This is a genomic window from Ensifer aridi, assembly GCF_002078505.1.
GTDB lineage: Bacteria > Pseudomonadota > Alphaproteobacteria > Rhizobiales > Rhizobiaceae > Sinorhizobium > Sinorhizobium aridi.
The window spans coordinates 262,555-283,408 of the sequence record NZ_LUAV01000016.1 but is presented as its reverse complement, the minus strand read 5'-3'; the positions used below and the strand labels follow the sequence as shown (position 1 = coordinate 283,408).

The window sequence follows — 20,854 nt, the reverse complement described above, 5'->3', positions numbered from 1 at the left end:
GCGAGGATGCGATGATCCGGCACTGCGTTTTCATCCGCTTCCGCCCGGAGGTGGGCGACGCCGAAAGGACCGCGATCTTCGCCGAGATTGCGGCGCTGAAGGACCGTCTCCCGGGATTTCTCGCGACTCATATCGGCGCAAATGGCAGCCCGGAGATCGGGATGGACAAGGGTTATGCGGAAGGCTTCATCGTTGATTTCGCCCATGCGGCGGCGCGCGACGCCTATCTCGACGACGCGGAACATCAAAAGACCGGCGCAAAAATCGTTGCGGCGGCGGATGGCGGCGTCCAAGGTGTCTTCGTCTACGACCTCGAAATCCTGGACTGATTCGATGGCATTGAACGATCAGCGGTCCTTTCTGACCTCGCTTTTTGAGGCTGCCGTCGCTGCGGCAGATCCTTACGCCGCCATTCGGGCGCATCTTCCCTCGCGGCCGAAGGGCCGTACGATCGTTGTCGGGGCCGGCAAGGCCGCCAGCCAGATGGCCGCCGCCTTCGAGCGGCTCTGGGACGGACCGCTCGAAGGCATGGTCGTCGCCCGGCACGGACCGATCGAGAAATGCGAACGCATCCAGGTGCTGCAATCGGCCCATCCGGTGCCGGATGAGGCGGGACTCGTTGCGTCCACGGCGCTTCTCAAGCAGGTCGAAGGCCTGACGGAGAACGATCTCGTGGTGGCGCTGATCTCCGGCGGCGGCTCGGCGCTTCTGCCGGCGCCGCCTGATGGGTTGACGCTTGAGGACGAGATCGCCGTCAACAAGGCGCTGCTTGCCTCCGGCGCGCCGATCTCGGCGATGAACGTGGTGCGCAAGCATGTTTCGCGGATCAAGGGCGGGCGGCTTGCGTTTGCCGCCGTGCCGGCGCGCGTCGTGAGCCTCGTCGTCTCGGACGTTCCGGGCGATAATCCCGCCTTCGTCGCTTCCGGTCCGACGGTGCCCGATCGCTCAAGCATCGAGGAGGCGCGCGAGATCGTTTCGCGTTACGCTATGCCCTTGTCCGAGCGAGTGATGGCGCATCTTTCCTCCAATGCCGCACGCGCGCCGAGCCCGGATCATCCCGCTTTCACCCGCAACGAAGTGCATGTGATCGCCTCGGCGAGCGTTTCCTTGGAAGCGGCGGCAGCACGGGCACGGGAAAGCGGCATCGAGGCGATGATCCTCTCGGATGCGATCGAGGGCGAGGCGCGCGACATCGGCCGCATGCATGCGGCGCTCGCGCGCGAGGTCGCCTCGCGTAACCGCCCGTTTACGAAGCCGGTGGTGCTGCTTTCCGGCGGCGAGACGACGGTGACGATCTCCGGCAACAACTACGGCAAGGGCGGACGCAACAGCGAATTCCTCCTGTCGCTGGCACTCGACATCGACGGCGTCACCGGCATCGATGCGCTTGCCGCCGACACCGACGGCATCGACGGTTCGGAGGACAATGCCGGCGCCTTTGCCGACGGGGCGAGCGTCGCCCGCATGCGCGCGGCGGGTGTTGACCCGCGCGCCCATCTTGCCCGCCACGACGCCTGGTCGGCCTTCGCGGCGAGCGGCGATCTTTTCGTGCCAGGACCGACCGGCACGAATGTCAATGATTTCCGCGCGATGTTGATACGGTGATGCGCATCGGCAGCCGGACGCGCTAACGTCCGGCTGCCGATGACAAAACGTCGTGTTACCGCACCCGCTTCAGAGCATCTCCGAGGGTCCAGACGATTTCGCCGAAGTGCCTCTTCTCGACGATCAGCGGCGGCGAGAAGGCGATGATGTCGCCGGTGACGCGGATCAAGAGGCCCCTCTCGAAGCAATCGACGAAGACGTCATAGGCGCGGGCGCCGGGCGCGCCGTCGCGAGGGCTGAGCTCGATGCCGGCGATGAGGCCGATGGTACGGATGTCTATGACATGCGGCAGGCCTTTGAGCGAATGCATTGCTTCGTGCCAGTCCTGCTGCAGCTCGGCAGCACGTGTCATCAGGTCCTCATCACGGTAGATGTCGAGGGTGGCGATGCCGGCGGCGCAGGCGGCCGGATGGCCGGAATAAGTGTAGCCGTGGAAGAGCTCGATCTGGCCTTCCGGCCCGTGCATCAGCGCGTCGTGCACCTTGCGGCTCGCAAAGACCGCGCCCATCGGGATCGCACCGTTGGTGAGGCCCTTGGCGGTGGTGACGATGTCCGGCGTCACGCCGAAATAATCCGCCGCGAACGTGGCGCCGAGACGACCGAAACCGGTGATCACCTCGTCGAAGATCAAGAGAATGCCGTGCTTGTCGCAGATGGCGCGCAGCCGCTCGAGATAGCCCTTCGGCGGGATCAGCACGCCGGTCGAGCCGGCGACCGGCTCGACGATGCAGGCCGCGATGGTCTCGGCGCCGTGCAGTGCCACGAGCCTTTCGAGGTCGTCGGCGAGTTCCGCGCCATGTTCCGGCTGGCCCTTGACGAAGGCGTTCTTTGCCGGGTCATGGGTGTGGCGCAGATGGTCGGAGCCCGGGAGCTGCGGGAAGACACGGCGGTTGTTGACGATGCCGCCGACGGAGATGCCGCCGAAGCCGACGCCGTGATAGCCGCGCTCACGGCCGATCAAACGGGTGCGCGTGCCCTGGCCGATCGAGCGCTGGTAGGCGAGCGCAATCTTCAAAGCCGTGTCAACGGATTCCGAGCCGGAGCCGGTGAAGAATATCCGGTCGAGCTTGGCGCCGGCCGGGCCGGGCGCGATTTCGGCGAGCCGCTCGGCGAAGTCGAAGGCGATCGGGTGGCCCATCTGGAAGGAGGGGGCAAAGTCCATCGCCGAAAGCTGGCGCTCGACCGCAGCGGCGATCTGCCGGCGGCCGTGGCCGGCATTGACGCACCAGAGCCCGGCGGTGCCGTCGAGGATCGGCCGGCCGTCGATGCTGGTGTAGTGCATGCCCTCGGCGGAAGCGAGTAGGCGCGGTGTCGCCTTGAACTGCCGGTTGGCGGTGAAGGGCATCCAGTAGCTGTCGAGCACCGGGGCGTTGGGTTTGTCGTGGGCGTTCATGACATCCTCCTGTCGGTGACGCGATTGACGCCATGATTTGGGATGCCGAACAAGTCCTTTTCTTTGGTTTTCTAAGCTATTGTATTTCCTAGAGTGCCTTTGGTAGAGTTTCGATATTCCGAACAACGTCAACACCGGAACCTGCGATGAGCGTCGATATCGGCTACCGCCTGCGCCATGTGCGACTGGCGCACAATCTCTCCCAGCGCGAACTCGCCAAGCGGGCGGGCGTCACCAACTCCACCATCTCGCTGATCGAATCCAACGCCTCGAACCCTTCGGTCGGGGCTCTCAAGCGCATTCTCGACGGCATCCCGATCGGGCTGGCCGAGTTCTTCTCCTTCGAGCCGGAAAAGCCGCGCAAGGCCTTCTATGCGGCGGAGGAGCTGGTCGAGATCGGCAAGGGCCCGATCTCCTATCGCCAGATCGGCGACAATCTCTTCGGCCGCAGCCTGCAGATCCTGAAGGAGTGCTATCAGCCGGGCGCCGATACCGGCAAGGTGCCGCTGGTGCATGAGGGCGAGGAGGGCGGGATCGTGCTTTCCGGGCGGCTCGAGGTGACCGTGGACGACGAGCGGCGTATTCTCGGTCCGGCCGACGCCTATTATTTCGAAAGCCGGCGACCGCACCGCTTCCGCTGCGTCGGGCCGGTGCCGTGCGAAGTGATCAGCGCCTGCACGCCGCCGACGTTTTGAGGCGGCGGCGGTACGCTGGGAAATCCCCTCATCCGGCTGCCGCCACCTTCTCCCCGCATGCGGGGAGAAGGGATATGCCGCGCCGCCGAAGTCCCCTCTCCCCGCGTGCGAGGAGAGGCTAGGGTGAGGGGCAGACTACGCCGTCACGAAAGCCGCGCGCAGGCGGCGGCTATGCGTGTGAGCGCTTCCGTCAGTTCCGCCTCCGACGTCGCATAGGAGATGCGGAAGTAAGGCGAGAGGCCGAAAGCCGAGCCGGGGACGACGGCGACGTGGGCGTCTTCGAGCAGATAGGCGCAGAAGTCCGTATCCGTCTCGATCCGCTTACCGGCGGGGGTCACCTTGCCGAGCACACCTTCGCAGCCGGAGAAGGTGTAGAAGGCGCCTTCAGGGACGCGACAGTCGAGGCCGTCGATCGCGTTCAGACCGTTGACCACCAGGTCGCGGCGGCGCTGGAAGCTCGCGGTGCGCTCCTTCAGGAACTCTTGCGGGCCGTTGAGCGCCGCGACCGAGGCGGCCTGACTGACCGATGATGGGCAGGAGGTCGCCTGACTCTGGACGACGGCCATCGCCTTGATCAGCTCGCGCGGGCCGCCGGCATAGCCGATCCGCCAGCCGGTCATCGAATAGGCTTTCGAAACGCCGTTGACGGTGAGCGTGCGGGCTTTCAAGCCAGGCTCGAGCTGCGCCGGGGTGACGAAGCGGAAGCCGTCATAGACGATGTGCTCATACATGTCATCGACGAGCAGCCAGACCTGTGGACGCTTGAGGAGCACGTCGAGCAGCGGGCGGTAGTCGGCCGCACTGTAGGCGGCACCGGACGGGTTGGAGGGCGAGTTCAATAGGACCCAGCGCGTCCGCGGCGTGATCGCCGCTTCGAGCTTGTCGCTGGTTAAGCGGAAGCCGGAGGATGCATCGCATGCGATCAATACCGGCTTGCCTTCGCAAATTTGGACGATGTCCGAATAGGAGGTCCAATAGGGCGTCGGGATGATCACCTCGTCGCCGGGATTGATCGACGCCATCATGGCGTTGAAGAGGATCTGCTTGGCGCCGGTCGCGACCGTGATCTCGTCCAATTCGTAGGCGAGGCCGTTCTCGCGCTGGAACTTTTCGCGGATTGCTTTCTTCAATTCCGACGTGCCGTCGAGCGCCGTATATTTCGTCTCGCCGCGCTGGATCGCCGTCCCGGCCGCTTCCTTGACGTGGTCCGGCGTATCGAAATCCGGCTCGCCGGCACCGAGGATGATGACCGGCTTGCCCTCGCGCTTCATCGCGTTGGCGCGGGCGCCGATCTTCAGGATTTCGGAAACGCCGATCGTGGAGATCCGGGAGGCGGGCTTAAAGCCCGCCTCCTTGACCGTTGCATTGATGGTCATGGTCGATCCTATTCGATTATTCGATATCGAAAGAGACGCCCTGCGCCAGCGGCAAAGCCTTCGAATAGTTCACCGTGTTGGTGGCGCGGCGCATATAGGCTTTCCAGGCGTCGGAGCCGGACTCGCGGCCGCCGCCCGTCTCCTTCTCGCCGCCGAAGGCGCCGCCGATTTCAGCACCGGAGGTGCCGATGTTGACGTTGGCGATGCCGCAGTCCGAGCCGTCGGCCGCGAGGAAGCGTTCCGATTCCTGCATGTCGCGGGTGAAGATCGAGGAGGAAAGCCCCGCCGCCACCGCGTTGTGTTCGGCCAGCACCGCGTCGAAGTCGCTATATTTGATGACATAGAGGATTGGCGCGAAGGTCTCTTCGAGAACCGGGCCCTCCTGCTTCGGCATTTCGACAAGCGCCGGCTTGACGTAGTAGCCGTTGTCATAGCCGAGTTCGACACGCTCGCCGCCGGTGATCGCGCCGCCGTGGGCTTTCGCCTCGGCGATCGCCTTCTGCATGTTGTCGAAGGCGGCCTTGTCGACGAGCGGACCGACAAGCGCGGTCGTTTCCAACGGGTTGCCGACGGAGACCGACTGGTAGGCCTTCTTCAGGCGCGGAACGAGCTGGTCGTAGACGCTTTCATGCACGAACAGACGGCGCAGCGTCGTGCAGCGCTGGCCGGCGGTGCCCATGGCGCCGAAGGCGATGGCGCGAAGCGCCATGTCGAGATCGGCGGACGGGCAGACGATGCCGGCATTGTTGCCGCCGAGCTCCAGGATCGCGCGGGCGAAGCGCTTGGCAAGGCGCGGACCGACCTCGCGGCCCATGCGGGTGGAGCCGGTCGCCGAGACCAGTGGAACCTTCGGATGGTCGACGAGAACCTCGCCGATGGAGCGGTCACCGATCAGCACCTGCGACAGACCTTCCGGCGCATCGCCGAAACGGGCGATGGCGCGCTCGAGGATCGCCTGGCATGCGAGCGCTGTGAGCGGCGTCTTCTCCGAGGGCTTCCAGACGACGGCATCGCCGCAGACGAGCGCCAGTGCCGCATTCCAGGACCAGACGGCGACGGGGAAGTTGAAGGCCGAAATGATGCCGACGACGCCGAGCGGATGCCAGGTTTCCATCATCCGGTGGCCGGGACGCTCGGTGGCGATCGTCAGGCCGTAGAGCTGGCGCGAGAGGCCGACGGCGAAATCGCAGATGTCGATCATCTCCTGCACTTCGCCGAGGCCTTCGGACGGGATCTTGCCGGCTTCGATCGAGACGAGGCGACCGAGATCGGCCTTGAAAGCGCGCAGTTCCTCGCCGAGCAGGCGGACGAGCTCGCCGCGCTTCGGTGCGGGCACGAGCCGCCAGGCGCGGAAGGCCTCGTCTGCCTTCTCGATCTTCTTAGCCGCCGCGGCGGCCGACACGGTTTTGAGGCTCGCGATCTGTTCGCCTGTGACCGGGCTGAAGGACGGCATGTCGCCGCCGGTGTAGAGTTCCTTGGCGACGCCCAGCTTGTCGAGGAGGGCGGCCGTCTCCTTGGCGACGTCCACTTTCTTGGCTGCAATGTTCATGTTCTGACTCCCGTATAATTGTCGTTGGCGTTGGCTGCGGCGACCTAACCAAAACGCACGCTGCCGAGCTTGCCCGGCGAGGTGAGCATCTTCAGGCCGGCGGCCATCTCTTTCAGTTTTTCCGGTGTGTAGAAATCGTAATAGGCCTGGTTGCGGCGGCCGATCGCGTGTTCCGCGCTGAAGCTGCCGTGATACTGCTCGACCGCGACAGCGAAGACCCATTCGCGCAGCCGCTGTTCGAAGGTCGGATCGGCCAACAGCGGGCTATCCTTTGCGACGACCAGGTTGAAGTGGACGCCGCCATCGCCGATGTGGCCGAAATCGCAGACGGTGACGCCCGGAAACTTCTCCGGCATTTCCGCTTTCATATGGTCGCAGAAGGGCATGATGTCACCCCTGCGGAAGGAAAGATCGAAGGCGATCAGTTTGCCGAGATGCTTCACGCCTTCCGAAAGCGCGTGGCGCAGCGCCCAGATCTCATGCGGCGGGCCGACGAGGGCATCGGCGAGCGGCGCTCCTTCCAGTTCCCAAATCTCCGCGAGCACGTTTTCGAGTACCGCGTCGAGCGGCTCTTCGCCCTCGCGCGGGTCCCAGGTGCGGGAGACTTCGGCTAGGATCACATAGTCAGGGATATTGCCGCCCTGGAATGGATTCTTGAGCGACGGCACATGGGCGAAGGCCGCAGCAACCGCATTTTTCGACATGCCCTCGAAGGCGGAGAGATAGGCGCCGAGCCGCTCTTCCATGGCTTTGAGCAGCGGCAGCACGGCGCCGCTAGCAGGAACGAGGAAGGCGGTCGCGCTCTGCTTCGGAACGCGCTCAAGATTGAGCACGCACTCGGTAACGATGCCGAAGGCGCCGGAGGTCCCGATGAAGATCTGCTTCCAATCGACGCCGGTGTTGTTCTTGCGCAGGTCCGAGTCGAGATCGAGCACGGTGCCCGCCTCGTCGGCGAGCACGACCTTCAAGCCGAGCGTGTTGCGGCGGACGTCGCCATATTTGAGAAAGCGCGAACCGCCCGTATTGGTGGCGACCATGCCGCCGATCCGCGGATCGGCCCCGAGGTCGATCGGGAAGAATAGATCGTGCTCCTCCAGCCGCCGGTTGAGGTCCGACAGGCGGAAGCCCGCATCGACCCGCACCGAGCGATTGTCGAGGTCGAGCGCGAACTGGTGGGTCAGCCGGTCGAGACTCAGTACCACTTCGTCGCCGGAGCTGTCCGGCGTCGAACCGGAAACGAGACCGGTATTGCCGGACTGCGGGATGAGGGGGATGCCGTTGCGCACGCAATAGGAGACTGCCGCGGAGACCTCCGCCGTCGTCGCCGGGCGCAGCACGGCGGCCGCACGGCCGCGGTCGTAGCGCGCGCCTATCCCGTAGGCTTCCATGTCTTCCGGACGAGTGACGACGCCCTTGTCGCCAAGGAGCTTCGTCAATGCGTCGATATGATGCTCGTCAATCATCGTCGGCGTATCATTCCGCTGCCACGGCGGCGGTCAGCGCCTTGAGGCAGCTTTCGATCGATGCCTGTTCGATGCCGGCATAGTGATCGAATTCGTTGAGCACGGCGACGCCGAGATCCGTCTCGAAGCGCTTTTGGTTCGGACTTGCGACGAATTCCTGCTGCGCGCCGTCGCCGAGGTTCGACTGGAAGATACCGGCGGCGCTCACCGGAAGGAAGTCCTCGTAGACGATCGGATCGAACTCAACCAGGCCGTCGGCGATCAGGGACTTGAGGTCGCGCCGTCCGGGAAGCTTCGTCTGCCGGCCCTTCTCCGTCAGAGAATAGCTGAAATAGCCGAGCCCCGCCTCACGGATTTCCGCCCAGCTGTCGGGGAACGCCTCGAAGGCCTTGGCCAGGGCCGCTTGGTATTCGCTGGCGTTGGAACCGTCGGCGGCGGGGCGCACGATCTTGCGTGATTCGTCGAGTAGACGGTCGTAAAGGCCGCGGCCCTTCGGCGTCAACGCGATGCCGCGCTGTTCGATCTCGCCGAAGCGGGCCGTATGGGAACCCGCCTTCCAGCCACCGTCGGCGTCGCGGAAAGAGACCGGTTCCTCCAGCGCCTTGAAGGAGGTCTGGCGCAAGAGGATCGGGCACTTGCGCGTCGGCGGTCCCTCGACGACGGCCTTGGGGGCAATTCCGTATTCCGGCATCAGCGCCTGTACCTTGTCGATATCGAGCGTGCGCGGCGTCAGATGGTTGATGTGCGGGCCCTTGAAGGAGACGACATCGGCGATCAACCGGTGGGCGTCGTGCAGCCGCTTGTACATGTCGGCACCGACATTCGCCTTGTCGTGCCAGCGGAAGGTCTCAAGCACTTGCGCCACGAAACGCTCGGCGTCGGCCCTGTCGAGCCCGCCGTCGCGTTCTGCCTTTTCGGTGAGTTCGATGGCACCCGGCGTGAAGATCTGGCGTTCTTTGAGAATCGCGTCCGCCTCGGCGCGCAGCGTCTCGTCGGCGATCAGATCCAATCTCAGGAGCGAAGTGAAAACGCGGAAGGGATTGCGCTTCAGTGCGGCCTCGCCGACCGGACGAAAGGCGGTGGAATGCACCGGTACGCCCGCGGTCGAGAGATCGTAGTAGCCGACCGGATACATTCCCATGACCGCAAAGACGCGCCGCATCATCGAAAGCTCGGCCGCGGTGCCGAGACGGATCGCCCCGTGCCGCTCCTCGGAAATACGTTCGAGCGAATCGGTTGCCTCCAGTCGTTCCTTCAGCGCGACGTCGGCGGCGAGCGTCTCTTCGTTCACCTTGGCGACCAGTTCCATCAGCGTTCCATAGGCCGAGACCTCCTCGCGATACATCAAGGACATCGCGGCGGAAAAGGCCGAGCGGATATCGTCGGCGGATACGAAACTATTCTCTTTCACTGTGGTTCGCCTCGCGCTAAGGAAGAAGGACAAGGTCATTCTTAATTCTGATCATATCGGATGAGGACGGCCTTGGATCGCGCTGCTTCCGACTATGTTGATGCGAGGCTGGAATGAAGTTGAGCCGCCGACTGGTGCCCGACGTGACGACGCTGCAGGCCTTTGAATGTGCGGCGCGCCATGGCAGCTTCACCCAGGCCGCGGCCGAGCTCAATCTCACCCAGAGCGCCGTCAGCCGCCAGATCAAGGACCTGGAAAATCAGCTCGGAGTGCTGCTCTTCGAGCGCGTTCGTCAAAGGGTGATCCTTTCGGATGCGGGGCAGAAATTCCTGCCGGAGGTGCGCCGGCTCTTGAATCAGACCGAGGAGTTGATGGTGCGCGCCATGGCGTCGGCGCGGGCCGATTCGAGCCTCTCCATCGCATCGCTTCCGACCTTCGGCAGCCGCTGGCTGGTGCCGCGCCTGCCGGATTTCTTGAGGCGCCATCCGGGCACTGTCGTCAACATCGCCTCCCGCTCCGCGCCCTTCGACTTCGACGAGCAGAATTTCGACCTGGCGATCCATTATGGCCAGCCCGTCTGGGCGCGCGCCATCTGCAGCTATCTCTGCAGTGAAGTCATCGTGCCGGTGGCAAGCCCGGCGCTTCTCGCGGCGCATCCGGTGGAGGCGCCGGCCGACATCGGCGGCGCACCGCTCTTGCATCTGGCGACGAGGCCCAAGCTCTGGGCGCGATGGTTCGAGGCAAACGGTGTCGAACAGGATGGCGCTTATCGCGGCAACCGTTTCGATCAATTCTCGATGGTAATCGAAGCGGCGACCGCAGGTCTCGGTTTTGCCCTTTTGCCCCGGTATCTGATCGAGCAGGAACTTGCCGCAGGCACCCTGCGGATCGTTCTTGATAGACCGATGCAGACAGAAAACAGCTACTACCTCGCCATTCCGGAAGGCAAGCTCGAGAACCCGATCAGCCGCGCCTTCCGGGAGTGGATCGCCGAACAGGTCGGCTGATCCGGCGCGGCCGGGGGAGGTCCGGCGGAAGGTTTCCATGAGCCTCAGCCTTCGGACCAGGAATACTGCCATGCACCAGGGAAGGGGCGGATTTGAAAGGGATATTCATCGAGACGAGGGAGGGCGCGGGGTGGCCCGGCTCCTCCGGCTTCTACCCTCGGCAATTCGCCGGAAGCAATGCTCGCGATTCTTGCAAGCTGCTGACACTACGGCTAAAAAATGCCATCTTCATGCACCACGCGGCCGTGAAAACCAGCGCGCCGCCGGCTTTGCGATCTCCAGGCTCCAAGTCCCGGCCGGCGCCTGTTTCCGCCGGTTCTCGCTTCCTGGGACGATGACGGCGGAGGGGGCACATGACCGTGTCTAGGAACGCACCGGCGACGCTTGGATCCTCAGGGTCGCAGCCACTCCGGCAGAACAACGAGAACCGGGCCGATCAAGCCCGGGTGGAACCAGAATCCGTACCCATGCTCCAGCACACAACGCCGTCCAATACACCGCGCGAACCGGAAGCCAAGCAGATCGACTATAACGATTCGATCCGCTCGACCTATTTCTCGATCGACGATCTTCGCGCATGCGGTGCAAGCCTCGCCAAGAGCGGCGTTTCCTCACTGCCGGGTTTCTTCTCCTTCGAGTTCCGCGCCCGTCATCGGGAGAACGAGAAGGAAATCCTTCGCGTCTACCGGGCGACGGCCGCCGACGTCGAGGCGGGCGCCTCGATCACGCCGGCCGCCGAATGGCTGCTTGACAACCACCATGTGGTCGAGGAGGCGATCCAGGAGGTCCGGCGCGATTTCCCGCGCAAGTTCTACCGGCAATTGCCGACGCTCTCGGTATCCGGAACGGTCATTCCGCGCACCATGGCGCTGGCCTGGCTCTATGTCGCTCACACGCACAGCGCCGTTTCGCGCGAAAGCATCACCGCGATGGTCGAGGGCTTCCAGGAGCACGAGACCTTCAAGATCGGCGAATTGTGGGCGCTCCCCTCGATCCTGCGCTTCGTCCTCATCGAAAACCTGCGGCGGATCGCGATCCGGGTCGAACGTTCGCGCGGCATGCGGCGGAAGGCGAACGACGTTGCCGACCAGATCATCCGGCTGAGCGATCCGGAAAGGTGCCGGGCGCTGCTGGCCGAATCCGAGGCGCTTGCCGCCGACAACACCTTCATCGCCCAGCTTCTCTACCGTATGCGCGACGGATCGCAAACCTCGGGCGCCGTCATAGCCTGGATTGAGGAGAGGCTCGAAAGGCGCGGCACCGACGTCGAGGAGGCGCTGGTCGCGGAGCAGAACCGCCTGTCGTCCGGCAACGCGACGATGAGCAACATCATCCGCAGCCTGCGCGAGATCGACGATACGGATTGGGCCGTCTGGTTCGAAAGCGTAAGCAAGATCGATGCGGCGTTGCGCGAGGGATCGGACTATGCAGCGCTCGATTTCGGCTCGCGCAACACTTACCGCGACACCATCGAGAAGCTCGCCCGCCGCTCCGGCTACAGCGAACACGAAGTCACTGAGATTGCCATCGAAATGGTCGAGGAGGCGAAGGCGGCCGCAGCCGTCGAGGCGCCGCTGCAGGAGCCGAATGTCGGCGCCTTTCTCGTCGGCGAACAGCGCAAAGCGCTGGAGGAGAGAATCGGCTATTCGCCGTCGCTGTTCCAGCATCTCATCCGTTTCGTCCGCAAGCTGGACTGGTTCGCGATCGCCGGGCCGAACATTCTGCTGACCATCCTGGCGATGGTCGCTGTCTACGCCTTCGTCAGTCCGATGGACATTCCGAGCGGCGCCAAGCTCATCATGCTCCTGCTCTTCGCGCTGCCCGCCTCCGAAGGTGCGATGGGTCTGTTCAACACGCTCATCACGCTCTTCGTCAAACCCTCGCGGCTCGTCGGCTACGAATTTCTCGACGGCATTCCGGAAGATGCCCGCACGCTCGTGGTGGTGCCCTGCCTCATCTCCAAGCGCGACCATGTCGATGAACTCGTGCGCAATCTCGAGGTTCACTATCTCGCCAATCCGCGCGGCGAGATCTATTTCGCGCTCTTAAGCGACTGGGCAGACAGCAAATTCGAGGAGAGCCCTGCCGATACGGACGTGCTCGACTATGCCAAGCGCGAGGTCGCGTCGCTTGCCGCCCGCTATGCCTATGACGGCAAGACGCGCTTCTTCCTCCTGCACCGCCGCCGCCTCTTCAACGAGGCAGAGGGCGCCTGGATGGGGTGGGAGCGCAAGCGCGGCAAGCTGCACGAACTCAACCTGCTGCTGCGCGGCGACCGAGATACCTCGTTCCTTCCGGGCGCCAATACGGTGCCGGAGGGCGTGCAGTACGTAATGACGCTCGATTCCGATACGCGCCTGATGCGCGACGCGGTAACCAAGCTCGTTGGCAAGCTCTACCACCCGATCAACCGGCCGGTGGTGAACCCGGAGACGCAGGACGTCGTGACGGGCTACAGCCTCCTGCAGCCGCGCGTCACGCCGTCGCTGACAACGGGCAGCGAGGCCTCGGCCTTCCAGCGCATCTTCACGATCAATCGCGGCATCGACCCCTATGTGTTCACAGTGTCGGACGTCTATCAGGATATTACCGGGGAAGGCAGCTTCACCGGCAAGGGCCTTTATCACGTGGATGCCTTCGAGGCTGCGCTGAAGGGCCGGATAGACGAGAATGCGGTCTTGAGCCACGACCTGCTCGAAGGCTCCTATGCACGCTGCGCACTCGTAACCGACGTCGAGCTCGTGGAGGATTTCCCGATCCGCTACGAGGTGGAAATGTCGCGCCAGCATCGCTGGGCCCGCGGCGACTGGCAGCTCCTGCCCTACATCTTCAATCCGAAAAACGCATTGTCGATGCTCGGGCGCTGGAAGATGTACGACAACCTGCGCCGATCGCTCATTCCCGCCGCCTGGCTCGCCGCCTCAGTCATGGGCTGGTACTACATGGAGCCGGCCGAGGCACTGATCTGGCAGATCGTGCTGATCTTCAGCCTTTTCGTCGCGCCCACCCTCTCGCTGATCAACGGGATCATGCCGCGGCGCAACGACATCGTCGCCAGGGCCCATCTCCACACGGTACTCTCCGATATTCGCGCCGCCAATGCGCAAGTCGCGCTTAGGATCGTCTTCATCGCCCACAATGCGGCGATGATGGCGGATGCGGTCGTCCGCGCGCTCTACCGGACCTTCGTCAGCCGCAAGCTCATGCTCGAATGGCGCACGGCGGCGCAAGTGCAGAGCGCCGGCCACGGCTCGATCAGCGACTATTTCCGCGCCATGTGGACGGCGCCGGCGCTGTCGGTCGTTGCGCTCGCGCTGGCCGCCGTTTCCGACACGGGGCTGCCTTTCATCGGCATCCCGTTTGCGCTCATCTGGGCGCTCTCGCCGGCGGTCGCATGGTTCGTCAGCCAGTCGGCGGAAACCGAGGACCAGCTCGTCGTGTCCGACGAGGCGCTCAACGATATGCGCAAGATCGCCCGGAGGACCTGGCGCTACTTCGAAACCTTCGTCACCGCCGAGCAGAACTTCCTGCCGCCGGACAATTTCCAGGAGACGCCGCAACCGGTGCTGGCGGAACGCACCTCGCCGACGAATATCGGCGTCTATCTCCTGTCGGCGATGTCGGCGCGCTCCTTCGGCTGGATCGGTTTCGAGGAGACGATCACGCGCCTCGAGCAGACGATCGGCACGATCGACCGCATGCCGAAGTATCGCGGCCATCTCTTCAACTGGTACCGCACGCGATCGCTCGAGGTGATGGAGCCGCGCTACGTTTCATCCGTCGACAGCGGCAATCTCGCGGGCCATCTGATCGCCGTTTCGTCCATGTGCCGTGAATGGGCCGAAGCGCCCTCCGCCCATGTCCAAGGCAATCTCGACGGCATCGGCGACGTCGCCGCCATCCTGAAGGAAGCGTTGGACGAGCTTCCCGACGACCGCAAGACGGTCAGGCCGTTGCGTCGTCTGATCGAAGAGCGCATCGCCGGCTTCCAGAATGCGCTCGCCACGGTCAAGCGCGAGCACGAGTTCGCCTCCATCCGTGTCATCAATCTGGCGGTGCTCGCGCGCGACATGCACAAGCTCACCGTCAATCTCGACCATGAGGTGCGCAGCGCGCAAAGCGGTGAGGTGGCGAAATGGGCGGCTTCGCTGGTGTCGACCTGCGAGGCGCACATCGCCGACGGCGTCTTCGATCTCGGCGCGATCGAGGCGCTTCGCCAGCGCCTGCTGGTGCTCAAGGAACGGGCCCGCGACATCGCCTTCTCGATGGATTTCGGCTTCCTGTTCCGGCCGGAGCGGCGGCTGCTTTCGATCGGGTACCGGGTCAATGCCAACGAGCTCGACGAGGCCTGCTACGACCTTCTCGCATCCGAGGCGCGACTGACGAGCCTGTTTGCGATTGCCAAGGGGGACCTGCCGACCGAGCACTGGTACAAGCTCGGCCGGCCGATCGTGCCGATCGGTGCGCGCGGCGCGCTCGTCTCCTGGTCCGGATCGATGTTCGAATATCTGATGCCGCCGCTCGTGATGCAGGAGCGGCAGGGCGGCATCCTCAACCAGACAAACAATCTGGTGGTGCAGGAGCAGATCAATCATGGCCGTCGCCTCGGAACGCCCTGGGGCATCTCCGAAGCGGCGTTCAACGCGCGCGACCATGAGCTGACCTATCAATACACGAACTTCGGCGTGCCGACCCTCGGCCTTAAACGCGGCCTCGGGCAGAATGCCGTCATTGCGCCCTATGCGTCGATCCTCGCCTGCATGTACGACCCGAAGTCTGCGCTTGCCAATCTGGCGCGCCTTCGGGAAGTCGGCGCGCTCGGCGCCTATGGTTTCCACGATGCCGTCGACTTCACGCCGACGCGCGTGCCGGAGGGGCAGAAATGCGCCGTGGTGCGCAACTACTACGCCCACCATCACGGCATGTCGATCGCCGCGGTCGCGAACGTCGTCTTCAATGGACAGCTTCGCGAGTGGTTCCACGCCGATCCGGTGATCGAGGCGGCCGAGCTCCTGCTGCAGGAGAAGGCGCCGCGCGACATTCCGGTAATGGCGGCCAAGCGCGAGCCGGAGTCCCTCGGCAAAGGCCAGGCCGATCTCCTGCGCCCGGAAGTCCGGGTCATCGAGGATCCGCTCAATCAGGAGCGCGAGACGGTCTTTTTGTCCAACGGTCACTACTCCATCATGCTGACGGCCACCGGCGCAGGCTATGCCCGCTGGAACGGCCAGTCGGTCACGCGCTGGAACGCGGACCCCGTCGAGGACAGGACGGGGACCTTCATCTTCCTGCGCGACATCACGACAGGGGAATGGTGGTCGACCACGGCCGAGCCGCGGCGCGCACCGGACGAGAAGACCCTTACGCGCTTCGGCGATGACAAGGCCGAGTTCGTCAAGACCGTCGGCGATCTCACGAGTGAGGTGGAATGCATCGTCGCCAGCGAGCACGATGCGGAAGGCCGGCGTGTGATCCTGCTCAATACCGGGACCGAGGACCGCTTCGTCGAAGTGACCTCCTATGCCGAACCGGTGCTCTCCTTCGAGGACGCCGACAGTTCGCACCCGGCCTTCTCGAAGATGTTCGTCCGCACCGAGATCAGCCGGCAGGGCGACGTCATCCGGATTTCACGCAACAAGCGCAGCCCCGGCGATCCCGACATGGAGGTCGCGCATCTCGTCACCGACAATGCCGGCAGCGAGCGCCACACGCAGGCGGAAACGGACCGCCGGCGCTTCCTCGGCCAAGGGCGCACGCTCTGCGAGGCGGCGGCCTTCGATCCGGGCACCACGCTTTCCGGGACGGACGGCTTCACGCTCGACCCGATCATGTCGCTCCGTCGCGTCGTGCGGGTTCCGGCGGGCAAGAAAGTGAGCGTCATCTTCTGGACGATCGCAGCCCCCGACCGCGAGGGCATCGATCGGGCGATCGACCGCTACCGGCATCCGGAAACCTTCAATCACGAGCTGATCCATGCCTGGACCCGCAGCCAGGTGCAGATGCGCCATGTCGGTATCACCTCTCAGGAGGCCGCGAGCTTCCAGATGCTCGGCCGCTACCTGGTCTATCCGGACATGCACCTGCGCGCCGACACGGCGACCGTCAAGGCGGGTCTTGTCTCGCAATCGGCGCTGTGGCCGCTGGCGATTTCGGGCGATTTCCCGATCTTCTGCCTGCGCATCAACGACGACGGCGATCTCGGCATCGCCCGCGAGGCGCTCCGCGCACAGGAATACCTGAGGGCACGCGGCATCACCGCCGATTTGGTGGTCGTCAACGAGCGGGCCTCTTCCTATGCGCAGGACCTGCAGCACACGCTCGATTCCATGTGCGAGAATCTGAGGCTTCGCGGCCAATCCGACGGCCCGCGTCAGCACATCTTCGCCGTGCGCCGCGACCTGATGGAGCCCGAAACCTGGTCGACGCTGATCTCGGCGTCGCGGGCCGTCTTCCATGCGCGCAACGGCACGATCTCCGATCAGATCGCCCGCGCCACGGCGCTCTATGCGACGCCATCGGAGAAGACGGAGGAAGGCGCGCCGATGCTGCTCCCGGTCACAGCGGAGGACGGCGAGCGCGCGGCGGCCCAGGTCGAAGGCGACGGCCTCGAATTCTGGAACAGCTTCGGCGGCTTTGCCGAGGACGGCCGCGAATATGTCGTTCGGCTGCGCGGAGGCGAGGCCACGCCGCATCCCTGGGTCAACGTCATCTCCAACGAGCATTTCGGCTTCCATGTCTCTGCCGAAGGTGCCGCCTTCTCCTGGAGCCGCAACTCGCGCGACTATCAGTTGACGCCCTGGACCAACGATGCGGTCGTCAACCGCCCCGGCGAGGCGATCTTCATCCGCGACATGGCGAGCGGCGCGGTGCTGACGCCTTACGCAGCCCTGTCGCGTCGCAAGTCCGTGCTGTTCGAGAGCCGTCACGGCCTCGGCTATTCGCTGTTCCAAAGCACGCAGGACGAGCTGGAGATCGAAGCCGCGCATACGGTGCACACGGCGCTGGCGGCCAAGCTGGTGCGGCTCAGGATCCGCAACCGTGGTTCGGCTGCGCGCAAGCTTCGCATCTACGGCTACGCCGAATGGGTCCTCGGCAGCAACCGCGGCCGTACCGCCCCGTTCGTGCTCAGCGCCTGGGACGAGGCGTCGCAGGCGCTCGTCGCCATGAACCCGTACAGCATCGACTATGCGGGCCGGTCGGCGTTCTTTGCAATCGACGGCAGCGTTGCCGGTTACACGGCGAGCCGGAGGGAGTTCCTCGGCCGGGCGGGCGGAGTCCTCGCGCCGCAGGCGGTGCTTGCCGGCGCCGAACTCGCCGGGTCGACGGAAGTGGACGGGGACCCCTGCGCGGCGCTTGCAACCGATCTCACCATCGAGCCGGGTGCGGAGGGACAGGTCACCTTCTTCCTCGGCGACGTCGACAGCGCCGATCAGGTGCAGGCGATCCTCGCCGAACTAAGGGCAAGCGCCTTCGACGCGGCGCTCGACACGGCGAGGGCGTTCTGGGGTGACTTCACCGGCGTCGTGAAGGTCGACACCCCCGACCGCGCCTTCAACCACATGGTCAATCACTGGCTTCCCTACCAGGCGCTCGGCTGCCGCATCATGGCGCGCTCGGCCTTCTATCAGGCAAGCGGCGCCTATGGTTTCCGCGACCAGTTGCAGGATACGCTGGCGTTCCTGATCCATCGGCCGGAATTGGCGCGCGCGCAGATCCTGAATGCTGCTGCAAGGCAGTTCGTCGAGGGCGACGTGCAGCATTGGTGGCTGCCGGGGACCGGCGCCGGCGTGCGCACGATGATTTCCGACGACGTCGTATGGTTGGCTTACGCGGTCGCGCATTATTGCGCGGTCACCGGTACCAAGGACATTCTCGACGAGAAGGTGTTCTTCATCACCGGCCCGGCTCTCGAAGAGGGCCAGCACGACAGCTTCTACAAGCCGGAAATCGCGGACGAAACCGGCGACGTCTACGAGCATTGCGCCCGCGCGCTCGATCTTGCAATCAAGCGCACCGGCGCGAACGGTCTGCCGTTGATCCTCGGCGGCGACTGGAACGACGGCATGAACCGGGTGGGCGAAGCCGGAGAGGGCACGAGCGTCTGGCTCGGCTGGTTCCTCGCCGGCGCCCTGCGCACGTTCCTGCCTTATGCGCGCGAGCGCAAGGACGGTCCACGCGTGACGCTTTGGGAGAAGCACGTCGAGGCCCTGAAGAACGCTCTCGAACAGGCGGGCTGGGACGGCGACTACTACCGCCGCGCCTATTACGACGACGGCACGCCGCTCGGATCCGCGGAAAATCGCGAGTGCCGCATCGATTCAATTGCCCAATCGTGGAGCACGCTGTCGGGCGAAGGCGATCGGGACCGCTCCATGCGCGCCATGGATGCGGTGATGGCGGAGCTCGTCGACCCCGAGAAGCACATCGTTCGCCTGTTCACGCCGCCGCTCGAAACGACGAAGCAGGACCCGGGCTATATCAAGGCCTATCCGCCGGGCGTGCGCGAGAACGGCGGCCAATATACCCATGCGGCCACCTGGGTGGTCCTGGCATTCGCCGCCCAGGGACGGGCGGAGGAGGCCTGGCGGGCTTTCCGCATGCTCAATCCCGTGTCGCATGCGCTGAGCCGCGAGGATGCCGAACACTACCGGGTCGAGCCCTATGTCGTCGCCGCCGATATCTACGGCGAAGGCGCGCTTGCCGGCCGCGGCGGCTGGACCTGGTATACGGGCTCGGCCGGATGGCTCTATCGCGCCGGCGTCGAGGGCATCCTCGGCATTCGCAAGCGGGGCGACAGGCTGGCGATCCGGCCCGTCCTGCCGGCTGATTGGGCGGGCTATTCGGCCGAGGTGCGGGTGAACGGCACGACGCACCGGATTTCCGTCAGCCGAGATTCAAAAAGTGGTGAGCCGGTCGTCAGCATAAATAATAGTGTCACAAAAAACGCGCATGAAGGGGTTTTGCTGTAACCGCCGGATTTGATGGAAGGAACCGGCTTTGTACCGAACGTGCGAGGCCGGTTCTTCTTTGCCCTCAATTGCGGCGGCGTGTTCCCATCAGGGACCGCGCTTTCATCGATGCTGCCGGGAGTTCCGGACGCGTCCGGTTTCAACAAGGGGTGGGGCGGGGCGCCAAATCCCGGATAACAACCGCATGCTGCAAAAGACTTTTGGGACCGGCAACGATCAGGTCAAGGTCGCCTACGCGGTTCCAACGTACCGCGATACACGCCTTGACGTTTTCCGAGCACTCTGCCTGTTGACCATCTTCGTCAACCATGTGCCCGGCCAATATCTCGAATATCTGACGCACAAGAACATCGGCTTTTCCGATTCGGCCGAGGCTTTCGTATTGATCTCGGGCCTTTCGGTCGGAGTGGCCTATGCGGGCAAGTTCGTGAACGGCGCGCGTCTCGCGCTCACGCTGAAAATATGGCGGCGGGCGCTGACGCTCTATGTCGCGCATATCATGACCAGCGTCGTGACGCTCGCGATCTTCGCCGGCGGTGCTCTCTATTTCGGCCGCCAGGATCTGATCGGCGAAATCAACATTCGCCCGATTGTCGACCAGGCGGAGCAGGGCATCGTCGCCATGGTGCTCCTCGGTCACCAGCTTGGCTACAACAACATTCTGTCGATGTATGCGGTGCTGTTCCTCCTGCTGCCGGGAATCCTCTGGCTGAATGCAGCCAGCCCGCGCCTTCTGTTCGCGCTTTCGGCAACGCTCTGGCTCGCAGCGGGCTGCTTCAAGCTGGTTCCATATAATTTCCTCGACGAAGGCTACTGGTTCCTCAATCCCTGGTCCTGGCAGTTCCTTTTCGTGATCGGCATTTTGTGCATGAACCATGTCCGGCAGGGTGGCCGTCTGCCGCGAAGTCCGTGGCTCATCGGTCTTTCCGCCGCCTATCTGCTGATTTCCGCCTTCTGGGTGCTGTTCTCCTGGTGGAGCATCGACCTTTCCTTCGGGCTGCCGGCGGTGCTCACAGGCTTCGATAAGACATTCCTGTCGCTGACGCGGCTTCTGCACGTCCTGGCGCTCGCCTATCTCCTCGCCATCGTTCCGGTCATCAGCCGGCTGACGAGGCTCGAAAGCAGCCACCCGCTGGTGATGATCGGCCGCCATTCGCTGGCCGTCTTCATCTTCGGAACGATCCTCGCGATGGCGGGCCAGGTGCTACTCTTCGTTACCGGCAGAAACCCGATCATCGGCTCGCTCTTCGTCCTCGGTGGCATCGGGCTGCACTTCGTCTATGCCTATTACCTAGAGTGGCTGAAGGAGGTGGCGGTCGCGAAGCCGCTCAGGCCGGCGTAGAGGCGAACAAGCGAGGGGCGCGGAGAAGATGGATCGTTCGGGGCGTT

Annotated in this window: 11 protein-coding genes; 6 read left to right on the top strand and 5 right to left on the bottom strand. The window is 64.3% G+C overall.

All coding sequences use genetic code 11. From position 1 onward, the window contains the following. The first annotated feature begins 11 nt into the window (after window positions 1-11). Window positions 12-329, top strand: coding sequence for a Dabb family protein (locus tag AYK65_RS16575; protein ID WP_081159018.1), 318 nt, complete (start codon window positions 12-14; stop codon window positions 327-329). A 4-nt stretch (window positions 330-333) separates the two neighbouring features. Next, a complete protein-coding gene (locus AYK65_RS16570; RefSeq protein ID WP_046120587.1) occupies window positions 334-1,605 on the top strand; it encodes a glycerate kinase type-2 family protein in 1,272 nt (423 codons plus the stop codon). A 55-nt stretch (window positions 1,606-1,660) separates the two neighbouring features. Here AYK65_RS16570 and aptA read toward each other — a convergent pair whose 3' ends face one another. After that, on the bottom strand, window positions 1,661-2,998 hold the full coding sequence (gene aptA, locus AYK65_RS16565) for an omega-aminotransferase AptA (RefSeq protein WP_026615337.1): 1,338 nt from the start codon (window positions 2,996-2,998) through the stop codon (window positions 1,661-1,663). Window positions 2,999-3,144: 146 nt separating this feature from the next. Here aptA and AYK65_RS16560 point away from each other — a divergent pair, with 146 nt between their 5' ends. Next, window positions 3,145-3,693 (top strand): cupin domain-containing protein, encoded by a 549-nt coding sequence (locus tag AYK65_RS16560; protein ID WP_046120586.1) that lies wholly within the window; start codon window positions 3,145-3,147, stop codon window positions 3,691-3,693. 143 nt (window positions 3,694-3,836) lie between these two features. On the opposite strand, the gene AYK65_RS16555 is transcribed toward AYK65_RS16560, so the two are convergent. Genes AYK65_RS16555 through hglS form a run of 4 tightly spaced genes read right to left on the bottom strand, consistent with a single transcriptional unit; the run spans window position 3,837 to window position 9,492 of the window. Next, window positions 3,837-5,069, bottom strand: a complete 1,233-nt coding sequence (locus AYK65_RS16555; protein ID WP_081159017.1) for a pyridoxal phosphate-dependent aminotransferase — start codon at window positions 5,067-5,069, stop codon at window positions 3,837-3,839. A 16-nt stretch (window positions 5,070-5,085) separates the two neighbouring features. After that, entirely contained in the window at window positions 5,086-6,618 is a 1,533-nt protein-coding gene (amaB, locus tag AYK65_RS16550) for an L-piperidine-6-carboxylate dehydrogenase (RefSeq protein WP_026615340.1), read from the bottom strand. A 44-nt stretch (window positions 6,619-6,662) separates the two neighbouring features. Continuing rightward, a complete protein-coding gene (locus tag AYK65_RS16545) occupies window positions 6,663-8,081 on the bottom strand; it encodes an FAD-binding oxidoreductase (RefSeq protein WP_026615341.1) in 1,419 nt (472 codons plus the stop codon). 10 nt (window positions 8,082-8,091) lie between these two features. Then, a complete protein-coding gene (gene hglS, locus AYK65_RS16540) occupies window positions 8,092-9,492 on the bottom strand; it encodes a 2-oxoadipate dioxygenase/decarboxylase HglS (protein ID WP_081159015.1) in 1,401 nt (466 codons plus the stop codon). A gap of 113 nt (window positions 9,493-9,605) precedes the next feature. On the opposite strand from hglS, the gene AYK65_RS16535 reads away from it, so the two are divergent. The 3 genes from AYK65_RS16535 (at window position 9,606) to AYK65_RS16520 (ending at window position 20,807) form a co-directional block, all read left to right on the top strand. Further along, window positions 9,606-10,499, top strand: a complete 894-nt coding sequence (locus AYK65_RS16535) for a LysR family transcriptional regulator (RefSeq protein WP_026615343.1) — start codon at window positions 9,606-9,608, stop codon at window positions 10,497-10,499. A gap of 467 nt (window positions 10,500-10,966) precedes the next feature. Next, on the top strand, window positions 10,967-19,465 hold the full coding sequence (gene ndvB, locus AYK65_RS16525) for a cyclic beta-(1,2)-glucan synthase (RefSeq protein WP_420810255.1): 8,499 nt from the start codon (window positions 10,967-10,969) through the stop codon (window positions 19,463-19,465). 184 nt (window positions 19,466-19,649) lie between these two features. Beyond that, window positions 19,650-20,807, top strand: coding sequence for an OpgC family protein (locus AYK65_RS16520; protein ID WP_046120583.1), 1,158 nt, complete (start codon window positions 19,650-19,652; stop codon window positions 20,805-20,807). Window positions 20,808-20,854: the final 47 nt, after the last annotated feature.

Coding starts and splice junctions, on each gene's coding strand:
- AYK65_RS16575 (WP_081159018.1), top strand. CDS start 12: ATGATCCGGCACTGCGTTTTCATCCGCTTCCGCCCGGAGGTGGGCGAC.
- AYK65_RS16570 (WP_046120587.1), top strand. CDS start 334: ATGGCATTGAACGATCAGCGGTCCTTTCTGACCTCGCTTTTTGAGGCT.
- aptA (WP_026615337.1), bottom strand. CDS start 2,998: ATGAACGCCCACGACAAACCCAACGCCCCGGTGCTCGACAGCTACTGG.
- AYK65_RS16560 (WP_046120586.1), top strand. CDS start 3,145: ATGAGCGTCGATATCGGCTACCGCCTGCGCCATGTGCGACTGGCGCAC.
- AYK65_RS16555 (WP_081159017.1), bottom strand. CDS start 5,069: ATGACCATCAATGCAACGGTCAAGGAGGCGGGCTTTAAGCCCGCCTCC.
- amaB (WP_026615340.1), bottom strand. CDS start 6,618: ATGAACATTGCAGCCAAGAAAGTGGACGTCGCCAAGGAGACGGCCGCC.
- AYK65_RS16545 (WP_026615341.1), bottom strand. CDS start 8,081: ATGATTGACGAGCATCATATCGACGCATTGACGAAGCTCCTTGGCGAC.
- AYK65_RS16535 (WP_026615343.1), top strand. CDS start 9,606: ATGAAGTTGAGCCGCCGACTGGTGCCCGACGTGACGACGCTGCAGGCC.
- ndvB (WP_420810255.1), top strand. CDS start 10,967: ATGCTCCAGCACACAACGCCGTCCAATACACCGCGCGAACCGGAAGCC.
- AYK65_RS16520 (WP_046120583.1), top strand. CDS start 19,650: ATGCTGCAAAAGACTTTTGGGACCGGCAACGATCAGGTCAAGGTCGCC.